Below are 15,948 nucleotides of genomic sequence, written 5' to 3' on the forward strand. Positions count from 1 at the left end.
CAGCGGGCGGACGAGCCGGTCAGGAGGCGGACGAGCCGAGGGCGATCGTGTCGGCGACCTCGGCGTGCCGCTCGGCCTCCTCGGCGGCGAACCGGTCCTGGTCCAGCTTGTCGGCGATGTCCTCGTCCTGCTTCATGAGGGCGTCGAGCGACTGGCCGGCCATCTCCAGCACGCCCATGTCGGCGTACGCCTGCTGCAGCCGCGGGCTCCACAGCCCGATGTCCTTGACGCACGGCACGATCCTGCTGAACAGCAGCGAGCGGAACAGCCGCAGGTACTCCGACTGGTCGGTGGCCCGCATGACCTCGTCGGTCTCGGCCCTGGACAGGCCCAGGTGCTCCCAGGACTCCGCGCCGCGCAGCCGGTCGCGCATCAGGTAGCAGCCCTCGATGACGAAGTCCTCGCGCTCGCGCAGCTCCGACTCCGACAGGTTCTGGTAGTAGTCGCGCAGCGCCATCCGGCCGAAGGCGACGTGCCGGGCCTCGTCCTGCATCACGTACGCGAGGATCTGCTTGGGCAGCGGCTTGGTGGTGATGTCGCGCATGACGCCGAACGCGGCCAGGGCCAGGCCCTCGATGAGCACCTGCATGCCGAGGTAGGGCATGTCCCAGCGGGAGTCGCTGAGCGTGCTCTCCAGCAGCGCCTTGAGGTGCTCGTTGATCGGGTACGCCAGGCCCACCTTCTCCTGCAGGAAGCGGGCGTAGGTCTCGGCGTGGCGGGCCTCGTCCATGGTCTGGGTGGCGGCGTAGAACTTGGAGTCCAGGTCGGGCACCGACTCCACGATCCGGGCCGAGCAGATCATCGCGCCCTGCTCGCCGTGCAGGAACTGGGAGAACTGCCAGGCCGCGCCGTGCAGCCGCACGTCCTGGCGCTGCTGGGGGCCGAGCCGGTGCCACAGCGGGGTGTCGTAGATGGCGATCGTGGTGTCGGGGATCCCGAGCACGTTGTACGGGTCGACCTCCAGGTCCCAGTCGATGCGCTTGACCGAGTCCCACTGCTTGTCCTTGCCCTTCTGGTACAAGGCCAGCATGCGGTCGCGGCCCTCGTCGTACTCCCAGGTGAACCGGCTGGCGCCGGCCATGCCGACGTCCCAGGTGGAGAGCTCGGCGGGGAGGGTGTAGAGATCGTGCGTCGACATGGGGGACCTCCGCGAGGGGGATTACGTACGGTGTACGTCCACGGCTCGACCCTTGCACGTACGGTGTACGTACGTCAATAGAATGAGCTATGACCACCGAGCCCCTGTCCAGGCCCCGCATCGTGGCCGCGGCCATCGACCTCATCGAGCGCGAGGGCGCCGACGCGGTCTCCATGCGCCGCATCGCGGCCGAGCTCGGCGTCGGCGTGATGTCCCTCTACAACCACGTGCCGAACAAGGACGCCCTGCTCAACGGCGTGGCCGAGAGCGTGCTGAGCGGCATCGAGTTCACCGACGACCCCGACGCCCACTGGACCGACAGGGTCCGGGCGCAGGCGCGGGCCTTCCGGCAGATCGCCCATCACCATCCGCGCTCGACCATGGTGGTGGTCAGCCGCCAGCTCCACTCCCACGCCGGGCTGCTGCCGGTCGAGCGGGCGCTGGCCACGCTGCGCGGCGCGGGCTTCGACGGGCCCGACGCCGTCCGGATGTTGCGCATGTTCATCGCCTTCATCGTGGGCTCGCTGCTGCGCGAGGTCGGCGTGACGCCCACGTTCGCGCCCGTCCACAGCCGCACGGTCGAGGCCGCCGTCGTCGATCCGGCGTTGTTCCCCGAGGTGAGCGCGCTGGCGCCGCTGCTGACCGAGTGCGACCACGAGGCGGAGTTCGAGTTCGGGGTCGAGCTGCTCATCCAGGCCATCGCGGTGCACGCGGGTCAGTAGGAGGGCACCCGGGCCGGCCCGGATGCCCTCCGGCACGCGAGATCAGTACCAGTTGTGCGACTGCCAGTGCCCCCAGGCGCCGCAGGGCCTGCCGTACCTTCCCTTGATGTAGGCCAGGCCCCAGCGGATCTGCGTCTCGGGGTTGGACCGCCAGTCCTTGCCCGCGCCGCTCATCTTGCCCGCGGGCAGCGCCTGCGGGATGCCGTAGGCGCCCGACGACCGGTTGAGCGCGTGGTGGTTCCAATTGCTCTCCCTGGTCCACAGGTTGTCCAGGCAGCGGAACTCCCGGTAGTTCCACGCGCGCTGGACGACCTGTCCCAGGGCGATCTTCTTGTTTCTTCCGGCGGGCCGTACGGCCGCGATCTTCGGTTGCGCTGACGTTGTCCAGGTCCGCATCTTGATCACCGGAGGCCGGGACTCCGCCCAGGCCGGGCCGGTGCTGACGCCGAACGCGCTGATAGTGAGAAGAGTGCCGCTGAGCACGCGTTTGCTGTCCAAGGCGATCCTTGCTTTCGGGTCGCGTGCGGACGGGCGCCCTCTCGGGGCGCCCTGCCGGTCCGGCGTCCGTGGCTCGGACGCGGAGGGTCCGCGCGGCCTCCCGGGATCCTGTACCGCCCGATCGTGCTGGACGGCCCGGAAGGCGCCACGACGTGTCCTCAAGCACGATTCCTATTACGGGCCGTGACCGCGGGCCGCGATCTCGACACGCGAAGGACAGGTGTTTGCGCGCTCAATTCGGATAAAGGGCGATCTCGCTGGGCCAGGATTGCCCGGCCCGTCGCCCATATGGCATGTCCTTGAGTAAAAACGCGGACGTACCTGGGGTTTGGCTCAGTACCAACTGTGGGATTGGAAGTGCGCCCACGCGCGACACGGCGAGCCGTACCGCTGCTTGATGTAACCCAGACCCCACCGGATCTGGGTGCGCGGGTTCGTGCGCCAGTCGGCGCCCGAGGAGGCCATCTTGTGGCCCGGAAGCGCCTGCGGGATGCCGTAGGCGCCCGACCGGTTGCCGGCCCTGTGGTTCCAGCCGCTCTCTCTGGCCCAGAGCCTGACCAGGCAGCCGTAGCTCGCGGCGCCCCAGCCGCGCTGGGCGACCAGGGACTTGGCGATGGCTTTGTTCCTGCCACTGCTCTGGGAGCTCTGCGCCTGTGCGGCCGTGGTGCCGGTCACCGTCGCGAGCGTTGCGGCGAGGACCAGGACACCGGTACGGCGGAGCATGGGCATGCGGATTCCCTTTCGAAGGGGACGGGGACCGCGTCACCCTGCCTGACAAACGCCCACATTTCCTAATTGACCATGAAAAATCAGGCGTAATTCCAAGATCACGACATATTGATATTCAGGGGTTTCGTGGGAAAAATGAGGAATAGGTCACAATCTGCGGCGGGCGTCGTTCTGTAAGCTTCAGATCATGAGCCTTCGCGACATCCCGCTCCGCACCCTCGCCGACGACCCCACCACGCTCGGCGACCTCGCCGGCGACAAGGCCGTGCTCCTGGTCAACGTGGCCTCCCGCTGCGGCCTGACCCCGCAGTACGCCGGCCTGGTCAAGCTCCAGCAGGACTTCGGCCCGCGCGGTTTCAGCGTGGTCGGCATGCCCTGCAACCAGTTCGCCGGCCAGGAGCCCGGCACGGCGGAGGAGATCCAGGAGTTCTGCTCGGCGACCTACGGCGTCGACTTCCCGCTGCTGGCCAAGGCCGACGTCAACGGCCCCGGCCGCCACCCGCTCTACGCGGAGCTCACCGAGGCCCCCGACGAGGAGGGCGCGGCGGGCGACGTCCAGTGGAACTTCGAGAAGTTCCTGCTCGACCGCGAGGGCAACGTCGTGGCCCGCTTCCGCCCCCGCACCGCCCCCGACGACCCGGCCGTCGTCGCGGCCATCGAGAAGCTGCTCTAGCGGGGCCGCCGGCGTTCGTAGGCGTGGAAGGCGGCGCAGCACACCAGCAGCGCCACCGCGAACGCCGGCAGCCAGGCCAGCCGGGCCGCCACCCAGCCGAGCTCCTCGGGCGGTGTGTGCAGGCCGGGCAGCGCGGCGCCGGCCAGCAGGCCGAGCTCGGTCACCGCGATCAGCGCGGTCTGGTGCCACAGGAAGATCGTCATCGCGGCCAGGTTCGTCACGGCCACGGGCGCCCAGACGGCGGGGCGGCGCAGCAGCCGGCGCAGCGGGCCGAGCAGCAGCAGCGCCGCGCCGCACTGGGCGAGCCCGAAGGCGACGGCCGCGAGCGAGGGCGGGTCCAGGTTGGAGACCGGGGCGCCCGGCACCCCGACCATGGTGGCCGGGTAGCCGCCCCACACCACCAGCGCCAGGGCCGCGGCCGCGCCGCCGGCCAGCAGCGTCCAGCCGGTGGCCCGGCTGCGCAGCTCCCCGCGGGCCCAGGCCGCGCCCAGGCAGTACGGCACCAGCCACCCGGCCGCCAGGTTCACGCACCACAACCACTCCGGCCCGCCGGGCCCGAACCGCACCGCGTCGCAGGCCGCCACCGCCGCGAGCGGCCAGGCCGGGTGCAGCCGCGCGGCCAGCGGCGTGGCCGCCGTCAGCGCGGCGAACACCAGCAGGAACCACATCGGCGCCGACGCCACCCTGACCAGCAGCCACACGTCCTCCAGCGGCACCCCGGAGGCGAGCATCGCGACCGCCGCCACGGCCCACACCGCCGCGACGACCGCCACCGGGCGGAACAGCCGCCCCAACCGGCCGCGCAGCCACGGGACGTAGCCGATGCCGGCGGCCCGCGCCGACCGGTGGCCCTTCGCCCCGACCAGGCCGCCCACCAGGAAGAAGATCGCCAGCATCTGGAACGCCCACGACATCGGGGCCAGCTGCGGCAGGTACTTGAGCGGGCTGGTGACGCGCAGGCTGCCGCTGTCGCTGACCACGGCGGTCACCAGCCAGTGCCCGGCCACCACGCCGAGGATGGCCAGGGCCCGCAGCGCGTCCAGGGCCCGGTCGCGCTTCGGCGGCGTGCCGGCCTCGACGCGCGCGGCGAGCCCACGCAGGCCGGAGCGGGTGCGGAGGGAGGAGTCAGACATCGCGGGCGGCCTCTCCGGAGACGATGCGGAGGGAGGAGTCAGACATCACGGGGGGCCTCTCCGGAGACGATGCGGAGGGAGGAGTCAGACATCACGGGCGGCCTCTCCGGAGACGATGCGGGCGACGGCCGTCAGCGCTGGGGAGCCTGGCCGCAGGTAGTCGCTGTGGCCGCCGTCGCCCGCCGCGAAGACGCGGGCGCCGAACCCGGGCGAGACCGGGTCGGCCCCCAGCCCGACCGTGACGAACGGCAGCTCGACCAGCGCGTGCGGCACGCCGGCGATCCAGTCGGCGGCGCCGCGCCCGGCCCACACGGCCGCGCGGGTGCGCATGGCGGCGACGTCGGGGACGCCCGCGCCGGGGCTGCCGATCAGGACGATGTCGGCCACGTCCAGGCCGGGCGCGGCCCGTCCGCACACCACCGAGCCGTAGGAGTGGCACACGAGCGACAGCCGGGCGCCGGGCTTGACCGCGCGCAGCTCCCGGACGAACGCCCGCAGGCCGGGCACGGCCTCGTCGGCCCGCGCGGGCGTCAGCACGTCCAGGCTGAGTGTGCCGGGCGTGCGGTAGCCGGCCCAGGCGATGACCGCCGAGCCGTCGCCGAGCGCCTCCCGCAGCCGCGTCGCGCCGGCGTGCAGGCGGCCGTACCGGTCGAGGTTCGTGTCGGAGCCGGGCACCAGGACGGCGATCCGCCGGGCCGTCGCCAGGTCGCCGAAGACCTCCACGGTCCGGCCGCCGTCGCGCCCGTCGAAGGACAGGAACGTGCGCGACGGGCCGGCCATGGCCCGCAGCGCCGCCGCCCGCCGGCGGTGCCCCCGCGCGGCGGCGGTGCGCTCGGCGGCCAGGACGGCGGCGCGCCCGGCGGCGTACCGCTCGCTCAGCGCGGCGGCCAGCACTGCGGGAGCCACTGCGGGAGCCACTGCGGAGGCCACTGCGGAGGCCACGGCGGGGGCCACGGCGGGGGGCACGGCGGGCAGCGGCGCCACGGCGGCGGGGACGGGCGCGGGCACCGCCGCGGACCCGCCGGCGCCGGACACGGGCACCGCCACCGAAGCGGTGACGAGCGCGGCGAGCAGGCGGTTCCTCAGCGATGCCATGGCGGATGGTCCCCTTCCGTGCCGGTTCTTCCTTCCGGCACCGAAGGTAGGGATCACGCCTTGTAGTCGGCTTCCCGCTGGGGGATGCACCTTTCGCGTAGCTCTGAGGTACTACAGGGCTGAGGAGGCGTACAGTGGCCGCCCTGAGGAGGCGCCATGCTCACGGTGACATCCGCCGACGGGACCGACGTCCAGGTGGTCGAGGAGGGGCGGGGCCCGGCCGTCCTCGTCCTGCACGCGGGGCTCGACGACGGCACCCAGTGGGGCAAGGTCGCGGGGCTGCTCGCGCCGCGGTTCCGCGTGGTGCGCGTCCGGCGCCGCCAGTACCGGCCGGACCTGGCCGGGCCGGCCACCATGGCGCAGGAGGCCGCCGACGCGGTGGCGGTGGCGGCCGCGCTCGGCGGGCCCGTCCTGCTCGTGGGGCATTCGTCCGGCGCGGTGGCCGCGCTGGAGTCCCTGCTCCTCGCGCCGGACGCCTTCGCGGGCGCGGTCCTGTACGAGCCGCCCGTCGCCCTCGGACCCTCGCTCGGCGGCGCGGCCAGCCAGGCGGCCGAGGCCGCGGTGGCGGCGGGCCGGCCGGGCCGGGCGATGCGGATCTTCTTCAGGGACGTGGTGGGCCTGTCGCCGGCGGTCTCCTGGCTGGCCTCCGTGGCGGTGGCCTGCCATCGGCCGACGCGGCTGCGCGTGCCCCGCCAGATCGACGACCTGCTGGCGATCGACGCCCTGGGCGACCGGCGGGCGGCGTACGCGGCGATCCGCACGCCGGTGGTGCTGCTCGGCGGCGACCGCAGCCCCGCCCATCTCGGCGCGCGGCTCGACGCCCTGCGGGAGGTGATCCCCGGCGCCCGGCGCGTCACGCTGCGCGGGCAGGGGCACGGCGCGCACCTGCGGGCGCCCCGGGAGGTGGCCCAGGTGATCGAGGCGCACGCGCGGGACGTCCTCGGCGGAGGCTGAACGTGCCCCTCGCGGTCACCTGCGGGGGCCGCAGCTCCCGCGGATGATCAGCTCGGTGGGCAGCACCACCGTGCGCGCCCGCCGGGTGCCCTCGCGCAGCACCAGCTCGCACGCCCGATACCCCATGTCCCGGCCCGGCTGGGCGATCACGGTCAGCGGCGGGGCGCACAGCTCGGCCCAGGGCACGTCGTCGTACATCACCAGCGACACGTCCTTCGGCACCCGCAGGTCGAGCTCGCGGGCGGCCAGCACGGCCGCCTCGCCCAGGACGTTCCCGCCCGCGACGACGGCCGACAGGTCGGGACGGCTCTGGAACAGGCCGGAGGCGGCGGCGTAGGCCGAGTCCCGGCTGCCGGTGCCGAACACCACCAGCTCCTCGTCCACCGGGGCGCCCACGGCCGCGCGGAAGGCGTCGGCCCGCCGGTCGTGGCCGGGGCCGCCGAGGAAGGCGATGCGCCGGTGGCCGAGGCCCCGCAGGTAGCGCACGGCCGTACGGATGCCGGCGCGGTCGTCGGCCAGCACGGCGGGCACGTCGAGCGGACGCGCGGCGCCCTCGGGGACGCGTCCGCGGGGGGTCACGCCGTCGAGGAGCATGAGATCGTCGAGGGCGCTCTCGGCGGGGTCGCGGTCGTCGTCGCGCCCGGCCTCGGGCGGCAGGCGGTCGGCGAAGACCACCGTCATGCCCGCCCTGAGCGCGGGTGCCCAGGTCTCGGCGTCGCCGGAGGGCACCGCGATGACCCGGTCGACGCTCTGTTCGAGCAGCATGCCGATCAGCTCGGCCTCCTGCTCGGGGTCGCCGCCCGTCGAGCCCAGCACCACCGGCTCGCCCGCCGACCGGGCGCAGGCGAGCACGCCCTCGCAGAGCTGCCCGTAGAAGGTGTCGGTGAGGTCGGGCACCAGCAGGCCCAGGCCGCCGGTGCGGCGCTGGCGCAGGTTGCGGCCGAGCGCGCTGGGCCGGTAGTCGAGCTGGGCGGCGACGGCCAGGACCCGTTCCCTGGTGCTGGGGCTGGCCGAGCCGCCCGACAACACCCGGGACACGGTCGCGACGCCGACGCCCGCCGCCTCGGCCACATCCTTGATCGTCGCCCGCTTCTCCATGGAAACGATTCCATCATGGATTCCGCGGCACCGGAAGGGCACCGCGCCTACAAAGGCTGGTCACGCGGGACCCCTTGACACCGATGTCCGTTTCGGGTGAGATACGTGAAAACGTATCCACGGGAACCGAGAACCAACGTCCGGGCCGATCGCCCTGGAGCGCGAAGGAATGTCATGGCATCCATCGTTCTGACGAACGTCGACAAGATCTACGCCGGTGGCGTGAAGGCCGTGAACGGGCTGAACCTTGAGATCAAGGACGGCGAGTTCATGGTCCTGGTGGGCCCATCGGGTTGCGGTAAGTCGACCGCGCTCCGGATGATCGCCGGCCTCGAGGACATCAGCGGCGGCGAGATCGCCATCGGCGACAAGGTGGTCAACCACCTTCCGCCCAAGGACCGCGACATCGCGATGGTCTTCCAGAACTACGCGCTCTACCCGCACATGACGGTCGAGGAGAACCTCGCCTTCGGCCTCAAGCTTCGCAAGATGCCCAAGCCGGAGATCCAGAAGCGGGTCAACGAGGCCGCCAAGATGCTCGGCCTGGAGACCTACCTCAAGCGCAAGCCGGCCGCTCTGTCCGGTGGTCAGCGCCAGCGTGTCGCCATGGGCCGCGCCATCGTCCGCGAGCCGCAGGCCTTCCTCATGGACGAGCCGCTGTCGAACCTCGACGCCAAGCTCCGCGTCTCCATGCGCGCCTCGCTCAACACCCTGCACGAGCGCCTCGGCGTCACCACCGTGTACGTCACCCACGACCAGGTCGAGGCCATGACCCTCGGCGACCGCGTCTGCGTCCTGCGCGACGGCCTGCTCCAGCAGGTCGACACCCCGCAGAACCTGTTCGACAAGCCGGTCAACCTGTTCGTCGCCGGCTTCATGGGCTCGCCCTCGATGAACTTCGTCACCGCCGAGCTGGTCCGCGACAACGGCGCGGCCGTGCGCTTCGCCGACATCAGCCTGCCGATCCCCGACTCGGCGTTCGCCGACAAGCCGGGCCTCGACCAGTACATCGGCAAGAAGGTCATCCTCGGCATCCGCCCGTCGGACTTCGAGGACGCCAACTCCGCCGGCAACCACGCCAACGGCTGGGCCACCCTGCCCGTCAAGGCGGAGGTCACCGAGGAGCTGGGCTCCGAGATCAACGTGCTGTTCCTGATCGACGCCCCGCCGGTCGAGCACAAGGACACCGTCGCCGCCGCCGACACGGGCGACGACGAGGAGGCGGCGCTGCCGCTGGTGGGCGACAAGTCCCTGTGGACCGCCCGCGTCAACGCCCGCAGCCACGTGCGTCCCGGCCAGCGCATCGACCTGGTGCTGGACACGCACAACATGCACTTCTTCGACCCGACGAGCGGCCTGGCCATCGGCCACGAGGCCAACCGCTAGCAGGTCCAGCCGGATCTGCCGGTTCCCGGCCGTGAGTTCCTCACGGCCGTCCCGGGCCCCCACCGCGACCCCCTCCCGCGGCGGGGGCCCACTCTGTTGTGGCCGCCCCGACGTCTGTGGCCGCCCCGACGTCAGCGGCGGCCGAGCCTGGCCGAGACGCGCCCGGCCAGGTTGTGCGGCACCAGCTTGCCGATCGCCACGATGACCTTGTAGCGCAGGTCGGGCACCGAGACCCGCTTGCCGAGCGCGAGGTCGCGCAGGGCGTCCCTGACCACGTTGTCGGCCTTCAGCCACAGGAACCCGGGGATGCCCGAGGTGTCCATGGACGCCCGCTGGTGGAACTCGGTGCGCACGAAACCCGGGCACAACGCCATGATCTTGATCCGCGGGTTGCGCACGTCGTTGGCCGCGGACTCGCTGAAGTTGACCACCCACGCCTTCGAGGCGCTGTAGGTGCCGCGGGAGAAGAACGCCGCGACCGACGCCACGTTGATCACCGCGCCCCGGTCGCGCTTGCGCATCGCGGGCAGCGCCGCCAGGGTGAGCCGCAGCACGGCCTCGCAGTGGACCTTCAGCATGCGCAGCTCGTCCTCGACCGGCACCTTCAGGAAGTCGCCGGGGTGGCCGAAGCCGGCGTTGTTCACCAGCAGGTCGACGCCGTCGCGGAGTCTCGACTCGACCCTGGCCAGGCCCTCCTCGGTGGCCAGGTCGGCGGGCAGCACCTCGACGTCGACGCCGTACCTGAGCCTGAGCTGGTCGGCGGCCTGGACGAGCCGCCGCTCGTCGCGCGCGACCAGGACGAGCGAGCAGGCGTCGGCGGCCAGGCGGCGGGCGAACGCGGCGCCGATGCCGGCGGTGGCGCCCGTGATCAATGCGGTAGGCATGTCCTGAACCTTAACGTCCCCGGTCGGGCGTGCGAGTATGGACGGCGTGCGCCCCCTCGCGGCCGTGCTCCTCCTGGCCCTCACCGCCTGTTCGGCCGCCTCGCCCCCGCCCGGCCCGGCCCCTGTGCCCTCCGCCCCGCCGGCCTCCACCCGGGCTGCCACGCCGGCGAGCCCCCAGCCGAGGAGCGCTCCCCGGCAGGTGCGTTTCCGCGAGCTCGGCCGGTTCGAACGGCCGGTCGCCCTCGCCGTGCGCAAGGGCGACGCCCGGCTCTACGTCGCCGAGCAGGGCGGCCGGTTGCGCGCCACGGACGGCGACGTCCTGGTCGACCTGTCGGGCGAGGTGAGCGGCGGCAACGAGCAGGGCCTGCTCGGCGTGGCCTTCCATCCCTCCGGCCGCTGGCTCTACCTCGACTGGACCGACGCGCGCGGCGCCACCCACGTCACCGAATGGGCCTTCGACGGCCGGCGCGCCACCGGCCGGCGCGACGTGCTCACTCAGGACCAGCCGTACGCCAACCACAACGGCGGCCAGCTCGCCTTCGGCCCCGACGGCCACCTCTACGTCGGGCTCGGCGACGGCGGCAGCGCGGGCGACCCGCAGGGCAACGGCCAGGACCTCGGCACGCTGCTGGGCAAGATCCTGCGCATCGACCCGCGCGGCAGGCCGTACAAGGTGCCGCGGGACAACCCGTTCGCCGGGAAGGACGGCGCGCGGCCCGAGATCTGGGCCTACGGCCTGCGCAACCCCTGGCGGTTCGGCTTCGACCGGCACAGCGGCGACCTGTGGATCGGCGACGTCGGCCAGGACGAGGCGGAGGAGGTCGACCGCCAGCCGGCGGCGTCCAGGGGTGGCGAGAACTACGGCTGGAACCTGCGCGAGGGCGAGCGGCCCTTCCGCGGCGGCACGGGCCGCGGCCTGACCGAGCCGGTCATCACCTACCCCCTGCACAAGGACGGCGCCTGCTCGGTGATCGCCGGGTACGTCTACCGCGGCGCCGCGCTGCCCTGGCTGCGCGGCAGCTTCCTGTACGGGGACTTCTGCGCCGGCTGGGTCAGGGCCGCGCCCGTGGCGGAGCCGTCGAAGGCGGCCGAGATCGGCCGGGTCGAGCAGCTCTCCTCCTTCGGGGAGGGGCTCGACGGCGAGCTCTACGCGCTCAGCCTGCGGGGTCCGCTCTACCGGATCGAGCCTGCCTGACCCGCTCGATCAGCTCCTCGACCTGGTCGTTGAGCCGTGATCCGCGGGTCCAGCCGGCGTAGTGGGTCAGGAAGACCACCACTTCGCGCAGCTCGCTCTCGCTCAGGTCGCCCGCCCGCAGCGCGACGTCGAGCTGCACGGCGGTCAGCTCGTCGAGCCCCTGTCCGACGAGCAGCCCGAGCAGCAGCAGCCGGCGCTCCTTGACCGACAAGGCGGTCCTCGACCACAGGTCGGCGAACTGCCGCTCAGCCGTCATGCCGAAGGAGTCGACGGTCTCCATCGCGGGTTCTTTCATGGTGGGCTCCGGGGCTCGGGATGGGCGTCCTCATATCCTTTGCTACTTCCTGTGGTCTACCAATGGGGGTTGCACGAACGTTGTATCCCGGGCGACCGTAGAGTGTGGCGACCTGGCGCATACCATCATTTGGTGATCTGTAACAAGTAAAGCCAATCAATGGCCAAGATTTGGTCAAGATTTCTCATCGTGCACCCGGCCTCATTCCGCATGAAAGCGGGCACAACAACTGCGTTGGTCCGTAAAGCGGAGGTAAGCCCTGGTGAAAAGGACACGGGCTTGGATCGCGCTCATGGTCGCGATTTCCGTGCTGCCGGCGTGCGGGCAGCCGGAGTTCACCTACGTACGGGACAGGGAAGGCACCACCTATTTCAAGGTGCCCGCCTCGTTCACGCAGCTCAACGCCTATCCGATCGAACTGTATCTGACGGGTGACCGGCCCGGTTCGCTGGCGGCGGCGACCCGTGCGCAGCGGGTCTGGTCCACGGCCTTCGACCAGTCGGCCGAGCCGTCGGTCAACCATCTGCTGAGCTCGTCCGACCCGTTCGTGTACGCCACCGTGCACAAGCTCACCGAGCAGCAGCGCGACGCGATCTCGCTCAACCGGCTGCGCGACTTCGTGCTGCCCGTGACCGACCCGATGCGCGAGCTGTACGAGCAGCAGGCCATGAGCACCGGCCGGCCGCCCATGTTCGCCAAGTTCGAGCTCCTCAGCGACGACGTCCTCGCCCTGGAGAACGGCGCCAGAGGCGTACGGGTGCGCTTCAACTACCAGATCGGCGCCGACGTCCAGACGTTCGACCAGACCGCGATCCTCGACGAGAAGGGCGCGACGGTCTCGGTCATGCTCATCGGCTGCCGGGCGACCTGCTACCGCGAGCACGGCGCCGAGTTCGACAAGATCGCGGGTTCGTTCAAGCTGCTCCGGCTGCCCGGATGAGGGGACGTCAGTGACCACCACCGTTCAGCACGAAGGGCTGCGCGCCCCCGGCAGCGGGCCCTCCGACCCGGACTCCGTGACCAGGAAGAAGATGCAGTTCTGGGACCGGAGCAAGTTCCTCATCGCGCTGGTCCTGGCCTACCTGATCCTCACCTGGAAGGTGATGGCCGACTGGACGGGCGTCGTGACCTTCCCCGAGGCGGCCTGGAAGATCGGCTACGAGTACCAGTGGATCTTCTGGCTGCTCGGCGCCGAGGTCCTGCGGCAACTGCACTTCCTCGTCAGCGAGCACTGGTCGGGCTACCACCGGTTCTGGAGCCAGAAGGTCTTCGGCGGGTTCGAGCGGTGGACGCACCGGCGCTTCGACGACTGGACCAGGTACCGCATCTCCCGAGCCCTGAAGATCGCCTTCTTCGTCACGCTGACCGCGCTCGTGGCGGGGGCGGTGCTGGACGTCAGCCCGTTCGTCGCCCTGTTGCAGGCGCCGACGCTGATCTGGCAGGCGCTGCCGTTCCTGCTGCAGATCGTCTTCCTGTTCTTCTTCGTCATCATCCAGTTCGTCGGCCTGTTCTGGTTCCTGTCCAGGGGCGGCGTGGAGACGTACTTCCCCGACGACATCAAGACCCGCTTCGCCGACGTCTGGGGCCAGGACCACGTGGTCGAGCGGGTCCAGGAGAACATCGTCTTCCTGGAGCGGCCCGACGAGATCGAGCGGCGCGGCGGGTACGTGCCCAGCGGCCTGCTGCTGTGGGGCCCGCCGGGCACCGGCAAGACCCTGATGGCCGAGGCCGTGGCGGGCGAGACCGGCAAGCCGTACGTGTTCGTGGATCCGGGAGCCTTCACGAACATGTTCATGGGCGTCGGCATCCTGAAGGTCAAGGGGCTGTTCAGGAAGCTGCGCAAGCTGGCGCTGCGGTACGGCGGCGTGATCGTCTTCTTCGACGAGGCCGACTCGCTCGGCAAGCGCGGCAAGCTGGCCCAGCAGGGGCCCCCGGGGCAGGGCGGCTTCTCGGCCCACACCGGCTGGTCGGCGCACACCGGCTTCTCGGCGCACACCGGCTTCTCGGCGTACTCCGGCTGCCACGGGATGACGTACCTGTCGGAGGAGAGCCGCTCGGTGCTGGCCTTCAAGGGCCGGCGCGAGGCCGCCGACCCGCCGGGCACCTGGCGCGAGCGCTTCTTCGCCGGCGGCGGCATGATGAACAGCGGCGACCCGGGCACCCTCCAGGCGCTGCTCACCGAGCTGTCCGGGCTCAAGAAGCCGCGCGGCTTCTTCAACCGGCTGGTCAGGCGGCTGCTCGGGATGCGGCCCAAGCCGCCGCCCAAATACCGCATCCTCGTCATGATGGCCACCAACCGGCCCGACGCGCTGGACGAGGCGCTGCTGCGGCCGGGCCGCATCGACCGCATCTACAAGGTCGGCTACCCGTCCAAGGCCGGGCGGGTGCGGACGTACCAGGGCTATTTCGACAAGGTCGAGCACGAGCTCACCGGGGAGCAGATCGACAAGCTGGCCACGATCACGCCGTACGCGACCGGGGCCACGATCAAGGACCTGGTCAACGAGTCGCTGATCACCGCCATCCGTGACGGGCGGGAGGTCATCACCTGGTCGGACGTGCTGCGCGCCAAGCGGCTCAAGCAGCTCGGCCCGCCCGAGGACGTCGAGTACATCGAGCGCGAGCGGCACGCCGTGGCCGTGCACGAGGCGTGTCACGCGGTGGTGGCGTACGTGACCCGGTTCCACCTGGAGATCGACATCGCCACCATCGAGAAGGGCGCCGACTACCTGGGCATGGTCGCCTCGATCAAGCCCGAGGACCAGTTCACCCGCTGGAAGTCCGAGTACGAGGCCGACATCATGGTCTCCCTGGCCTCGCTGGCCGGCGAGCGCATGTTCTTCGGCGAGGACAACTCCTCCGGCGTCTCCGGCGACCTGCACGCGGCCACGTTCCTCACCGCGCTCATGGAGTCGTACTGGGGGATGGGCTCCGGCGTCACGTCGCTGCCCGCGCTGCAGGAGCTGGAGATCCACGGCGGCAAGGCCATGCGCGGCCGGGGCGGCGGGGGAGGCGGCATCGGCATCACCGAGCGCGAGCCGGTGCGCGCCGCGCCCGACCTGACCCCCGACGTGCTGGGCGAGCGCATCGAGTTCAACCTGGTGCGGCTGCTGGAGAAGACCGAGCGGCTGCTGGAGGAGCACCGCAGGCAGGTGTTGTGCCTGGCGCACGCCCTGGAGACGCACAAGACGCTCAACGGCGACGACGTGGTGGCCGTCATCCGCGGCGAGCGCGGACCGCTCGTGGACGGCACGATCTACGCCTCCGACGAGCTCTACGAGCAGCTGGAGGACTACCACCACGACGCGGCCAGGGCGCACAAGGAGCACAGCCGCATCGAGCGCGAGCTGCCCGGCCCGGTGGCGGAGGAGGCCGAGCCGCGGGCGGTCGCCTTCGCCGCCCCGGCCGCCGGCACGGCCGCGGCCCAGGTGATCACGGCCGAGGTCACCCGGATCGACCAGGGCGTCGGGCAGGGTGTCGGGCAGGGCGGCGGGCAGGGCGGCGGGCAGGGCGGCGGGGGCGTCGAACAGGGCGGTGACCGGCCCGAGTTCGTGCCGTGGGCGCCAGGCCCGCGGGCGGTCCCGGTCCCGTCAGCGGCCCCCTCAGCGGTCCCGTCAGCGGTCCCGTCAGCGGTCCCTTCAGCGGTCCCGTCGGTGGTCCAGGCGGTCCAGGCGGTTCCGGCGGGGATTCCGGCCGGCGTCCCGCACGCGGGCTTCGGGCCGGTTGCCGGGACGGTCGCCGAGGTCCGGCCGCGCCGGCGCGCCGGGCGGGCCTGGCTGGTCGTGGCCAGCCTGCTCGGGCTGATCGCGCTGGCCCTGATCACGGCGCTGGCGGTGACCGGCGCGGTGCCCGGCGCGGGCGCCGACGTCGCGGCGGCTCCCGTGCTCGCCTCTCCGGCGCTGCTGCTCCTGCTGTTCGTGGTGGTCGTCGGGGTGGTCGTGGGCGCCGGGCTCGCGTTCGTGGCGGCCAGGGGCGTACGGGCGGCGCAGGCCAAGGCGGAACGCGAACGCGACGAGGCCCACCGGCGGGCCCAGCTGCTGGCCGCGGCCATGGACCCGGACACGGCCATGCGGCTGCTCGGCTACGACGGCACCGGCACCGGCACCGGCAACGGCAACGGGACCCGGGCCGATGGGTGATCGCATGGT

The 15,948-nt window shown here is 71.9% G+C and carries 15 protein-coding genes; 7 read left to right on the top strand and 8 right to left on the bottom strand.

Annotated elements, in window-relative coordinates; all coding sequences use genetic code 11:
* Nucleotides 1–19 precede the first annotated feature (19 nt).
* Nucleotides 20–1,138 carry a ferritin-like domain-containing protein gene (locus ACFYYW_RS18105; protein WP_387650065.1) on the bottom strand — a complete coding sequence of 373 codons (1,119 nt, stop codon included), beginning with the start codon at nt 1,136–1,138 and terminating at the stop codon, nt 20–22.
* An 89-nt stretch (nt 1,139–1,227) separates the two neighbouring features.
* Between ACFYYW_RS18105 and ACFYYW_RS18110 the strand changes: the two genes are divergently transcribed.
* Nucleotides 1,228–1,860, top strand: coding sequence for a TetR/AcrR family transcriptional regulator C-terminal domain-containing protein (locus tag ACFYYW_RS18110; RefSeq protein WP_352324114.1), 633 nt, complete (start codon nt 1,228–1,230; stop codon nt 1,858–1,860).
* A 42-nt stretch (nt 1,861–1,902) separates the two neighbouring features.
* On the opposite strand, the gene ACFYYW_RS18115 is transcribed toward ACFYYW_RS18110, so the two are convergent.
* A complete protein-coding gene (locus ACFYYW_RS18115; RefSeq protein WP_352324905.1) occupies nt 1,903–2,358 on the bottom strand; it encodes a transglycosylase SLT domain-containing protein in 456 nt (151 codons plus the stop codon).
* Nucleotides 2,359–2,691: 333 nt separating this feature from the next.
* On the bottom strand, nt 2,692–3,087 hold the full coding sequence (locus tag ACFYYW_RS18120) for a transglycosylase SLT domain-containing protein (RefSeq protein WP_352324904.1): 396 nt from the start codon (nt 3,085–3,087) through the stop codon (nt 2,692–2,694).
* Nucleotides 3,088–3,274: 187 nt separating this feature from the next.
* On the opposite strand from ACFYYW_RS18120, the gene ACFYYW_RS18125 reads away from it, so the two are divergent.
* The gene (locus ACFYYW_RS18125) at nt 3,275–3,760 is read left to right on the top strand and encodes a glutathione peroxidase (protein WP_387650067.1); all 486 of its coding nucleotides are present in this window, start codon (nt 3,275–3,277) and stop codon (nt 3,758–3,760) included.
* Here ACFYYW_RS18125 and ACFYYW_RS18130 read toward each other — a convergent pair.
* Nucleotides 3,757–4,893 (bottom strand): acyltransferase, encoded by a 1,137-nt coding sequence (locus ACFYYW_RS18130; RefSeq protein ID WP_387650069.1) that lies wholly within the window; start codon nt 4,891–4,893, stop codon nt 3,757–3,759. The genes ACFYYW_RS18125 and ACFYYW_RS18130 overlap by 4 nt on opposite strands.
* 84 nt (nt 4,894–4,977) lie before the next feature.
* Nucleotides 4,978–5,988 (bottom strand): alpha/beta hydrolase, encoded by a 1,011-nt coding sequence (locus ACFYYW_RS18135; protein ID WP_387650071.1) that lies wholly within the window; start codon nt 5,986–5,988, stop codon nt 4,978–4,980.
* A gap of 156 nt (nt 5,989–6,144) precedes the next feature.
* On the opposite strand from ACFYYW_RS18135, the gene ACFYYW_RS18140 reads away from it, so the two are divergent.
* Nucleotides 6,145–6,942, top strand: a complete 798-nt coding sequence (locus tag ACFYYW_RS18140; RefSeq protein ID WP_387650073.1) for an alpha/beta fold hydrolase — start codon at nt 6,145–6,147, stop codon at nt 6,940–6,942.
* Nucleotides 6,943–6,957: 15 nt separating this feature from the next.
* On the opposite strand, the gene ACFYYW_RS18145 is transcribed toward ACFYYW_RS18140, so the two are convergent.
* The gene (locus tag ACFYYW_RS18145; RefSeq protein ID WP_387650075.1) at nt 6,958–8,040 is read right to left on the bottom strand and encodes a LacI family DNA-binding transcriptional regulator; all 1,083 of its coding nucleotides are present in this window, start codon (nt 8,038–8,040) and stop codon (nt 6,958–6,960) included.
* A 174-nt stretch (nt 8,041–8,214) separates the two neighbouring features.
* On the opposite strand from ACFYYW_RS18145, the gene ACFYYW_RS18150 reads away from it, so the two are divergent.
* The gene (locus tag ACFYYW_RS18150; protein ID WP_352324897.1) at nt 8,215–9,426 is read left to right on the top strand and encodes a sn-glycerol-3-phosphate ABC transporter ATP-binding protein UgpC; all 1,212 of its coding nucleotides are present in this window, start codon (nt 8,215–8,217) and stop codon (nt 9,424–9,426) included.
* Nucleotides 9,427–9,557: 131 nt separating this feature from the next.
* On the opposite strand, the gene ACFYYW_RS18155 is transcribed toward ACFYYW_RS18150, so the two are convergent.
* On the bottom strand, nt 9,558–10,310 hold the full coding sequence (locus ACFYYW_RS18155) for an SDR family NAD(P)-dependent oxidoreductase (protein WP_387650076.1): 753 nt from the start codon (nt 10,308–10,310) through the stop codon (nt 9,558–9,560).
* Between the two features lie 46 nt (nt 10,311–10,356).
* On the opposite strand from ACFYYW_RS18155, the gene ACFYYW_RS18160 reads away from it, so the two are divergent.
* On the top strand, nt 10,357–11,505 hold the full coding sequence (locus tag ACFYYW_RS18160) for a PQQ-dependent sugar dehydrogenase (protein WP_387650078.1): 1,149 nt from the start codon (nt 10,357–10,359) through the stop codon (nt 11,503–11,505).
* On the opposite strand, the gene ACFYYW_RS18165 is transcribed toward ACFYYW_RS18160, so the two are convergent.
* Nucleotides 11,465–11,800 carry a carboxymuconolactone decarboxylase family protein gene (locus tag ACFYYW_RS18165; protein WP_352324894.1) on the bottom strand — a complete coding sequence of 112 codons (336 nt, stop codon included), beginning with the start codon at nt 11,798–11,800 and terminating at the stop codon, nt 11,465–11,467. The two genes, ACFYYW_RS18160 and ACFYYW_RS18165, sit on opposite strands and share 41 nt — an antisense overlap.
* A gap of 292 nt (nt 11,801–12,092) precedes the next feature.
* Here ACFYYW_RS18165 and ACFYYW_RS18170 point away from each other — a divergent pair, with 292 nt between their 5' ends.
* Nucleotides 12,093–12,740 (top strand): hypothetical protein, encoded by a 648-nt coding sequence (locus ACFYYW_RS18170; RefSeq protein ID WP_387650080.1) that lies wholly within the window; start codon nt 12,093–12,095, stop codon nt 12,738–12,740.
* Nucleotides 12,741–12,750: 10 nt separating this feature from the next.
* Nucleotides 12,751–15,939, top strand: coding sequence for an AAA family ATPase (locus tag ACFYYW_RS18175; RefSeq protein WP_387650082.1), 3,189 nt, complete (start codon nt 12,751–12,753; stop codon nt 15,937–15,939).
* Nucleotides 15,940–15,948: the final 9 nt, after the last annotated feature.

The organism is Nonomuraea sp. NPDC001831, from assembly GCF_042892035.1.
Taxonomy (GTDB): domain Bacteria; phylum Actinomycetota; class Actinomycetes; order Streptosporangiales; family Streptosporangiaceae; genus Nonomuraea.

Bases quoted from the DNA above. Each gene is read 5' to 3' on its own strand.
- ACFYYW_RS18110 (WP_352324114.1), top strand. From the start codon at position 1,228: ATGACCACCGAGCCCCTGTCCAGGCCCCGCATCGTGGCCGCGGCCATC.
- ACFYYW_RS18170 (WP_387650080.1), top strand. From the start codon at position 12,093: ATGGTCGCGATTTCCGTGCTGCCGGCGTGCGGGCAGCCGGAGTTCACC.
- ACFYYW_RS18155 (WP_387650076.1), bottom strand. From the start codon at position 10,310: ATGCCTACCGCATTGATCACGGGCGCCACCGCCGGCATCGGCGCCGCG.
- ACFYYW_RS18125 (WP_387650067.1), top strand. From the start codon at position 3,275: ATGAGCCTTCGCGACATCCCGCTCCGCACCCTCGCCGACGACCCCACC.
- ACFYYW_RS18120 (WP_352324904.1), bottom strand. From the start codon at position 3,087: ATGCCCATGCTCCGCCGTACCGGTGTCCTGGTCCTCGCCGCAACGCTC.
- ACFYYW_RS18165 (WP_352324894.1), bottom strand. From the start codon at position 11,800: ATGAAAGAACCCGCGATGGAGACCGTCGACTCCTTCGGCATGACGGCT.
- ACFYYW_RS18105 (WP_387650065.1), bottom strand. From the start codon at position 1,138: ATGTCGACGCACGATCTCTACACCCTCCCCGCCGAGCTCTCCACCTGG.
- ACFYYW_RS18135 (WP_387650071.1), bottom strand. From the start codon at position 5,988: ATGGCATCGCTGAGGAACCGCCTGCTCGCCGCGCTCGTCACCGCTTCG.
- ACFYYW_RS18140 (WP_387650073.1), top strand. From the start codon at position 6,145: ATGCTCACGGTGACATCCGCCGACGGGACCGACGTCCAGGTGGTCGAG.
- ACFYYW_RS18145 (WP_387650075.1), bottom strand. From the start codon at position 8,040: ATGGAGAAGCGGGCGACGATCAAGGATGTGGCCGAGGCGGCGGGCGTC.
- ACFYYW_RS18130 (WP_387650069.1), bottom strand. From the start codon at position 4,893: ATGTCTGACTCCTCCCTCCGCACCCGCTCCGGCCTGCGTGGGCTCGCC.
- ACFYYW_RS18150 (WP_352324897.1), top strand. From the start codon at position 8,215: ATGGCATCCATCGTTCTGACGAACGTCGACAAGATCTACGCCGGTGGC.